The sequence below is a fragment of the Kitasatospora sp. NPDC094028 genome (assembly GCF_049543595.1).
Taxonomy (GTDB): Bacteria; Actinomycetota; Actinomycetes; order Streptomycetales; family Streptomycetaceae; genus Kitasatospora.
Window position 1 is genome coordinate 1 of sequence record NZ_JBMVFA010000092.1, and the last position, 1467, is coordinate 1467.

The following is a 1467-nucleotide window of genomic DNA, read 5'->3' on the forward strand; positions in this document are numbered from 1 at the left end:
CGCCGCTTCGCGCGGGACGTCACCGTCACCGTCCTGGCGCTGGCCTTCTCGTACTGGTCGATCCAGGGCAGCGGCTACCAGACCGTCTACTACGGGCTGTTCACCGTCCTGCTCGGCATCCCCGTCTACATCTGGCTCAAGCGGCCGCACGTCCGGCCGATGACGCCGCGCCACCAGCACTGAGACTTCTCAGCACACTCGGCACACTCGGCGCACTCGACGCACCGGGAACCATCCGTGAGAACAAGGGAGCACACCGCGATGTCCACTCTGCGTGTCGACTCGGAAGCCGGCCGCCTGCGGCAGGTGATCCTGCACCGCCCGGGCCTGGAACTGGCCCGGCTGACCCCGCGCAACGTCGACGAGCTGCTCTTCGACGACATCCTGTGGGCCAAGCGCGCCCGCGAGGAGCACGACGCCTTCGCCCAGGTCCTGCGCGACCACGGCGTGCGCGTCCACCACTACGCCGACCTGCTCGCCGAGACGCTCGACCTGCCGCCCGCCCGGGCCTGGCTGCTCGGCCAGGTCGTCACCCCGGCCGTCGTCGGCCCCGCGCTCGTCGAGCCGGTGCGGGAGCTGTGCGAACAGCTCGACGGCGTCACCCTCGCCGAGTACCTGATCGGCGGGGTCCTCAAGGACGACCTGCCGCTGAAGAGCCCGCACAGCCTGGTGTGGAACACCCTCGGCGAGCAGGACTTCGCCCTCCCGCCGCTGCCCAACCACCTCTTCCCGCGCGACAACTCCTGCTGGATCGGCGGCCGGTACAGCCTCAATCCGATGGCGAAGCCGGCCCGGCGGCGGGAGACCCTGCACACCGCCGCGATCTACCGCTTCCACCCGCTGTTCGCCGAGACCGCGCCCCCGCTGCTGGACGGCACCACCACGGCCCCCGGGCTGAGCCTGGAGGGCGGGGACGTCCACGTGGTCGCCCCCGGCGTGGTCATGGTCGGGATGGGCGAGCGCACCACCGCGCAGGCCGTCGAAACCCTCGCCCAGCAGGTCTTCCTCACCGGCGCCGCGCACCGGCTGATCGCCGTCCGCCTGCCCGAGAGCCGGGCGTTCATGCACCTCGACACCGTCCTGACGATGATCGACCGGGACGCCTTCACCGTCTACCCGGGCCTGGCCCACGAGTTGCGCTCCTGGACCCTCACCCCCGCCCCCGAACGCCCGGCCGGCTTCGACGTACGGGCCGACACCGACCTCGCCGCCTCGCTCGCGGAGGCGCTCGGCCTGGACAAGGTCCGCTTCCTGTCCGCCGAGCAGGACGCCCGGGCCGCCGAGCGCGAGCAGTGGGACGACGGCAGCAACTTCCTCGCCCTGGAGCCCGGCGTCGTCGTCGGCTACGAGCGCAACACCACCACCAACACGTACCTGCGCAAGCAGGGCGTCGAGATCGTCACCATCGCCGGCTCCGAGCTCGGCCGCGGCCGGGGCGGCCCGCGCTGCATGAGCTGCCCGATCCAG

1 protein-coding gene and 1 pseudogene are annotated in these 1467 nt (G+C 72.0%); both read left to right on the plus strand.

Annotation, left to right across the window (positions count from 1 at the left end; translation table 11 throughout):
* Positions 1 to 183 (plus strand): annotated as a pseudogene (locus ACPC54_RS41955) (hypothetical protein); the annotation flags it as partial.
* Positions 184 to 261: 78 nt separating this feature from the next.
* A partial coding sequence (locus tag ACPC54_RS41960) for an arginine deiminase (RefSeq protein ID WP_498973015.1) occupies positions 262 to 1467 on the plus strand: 1206 nt, incomplete at its 3' end.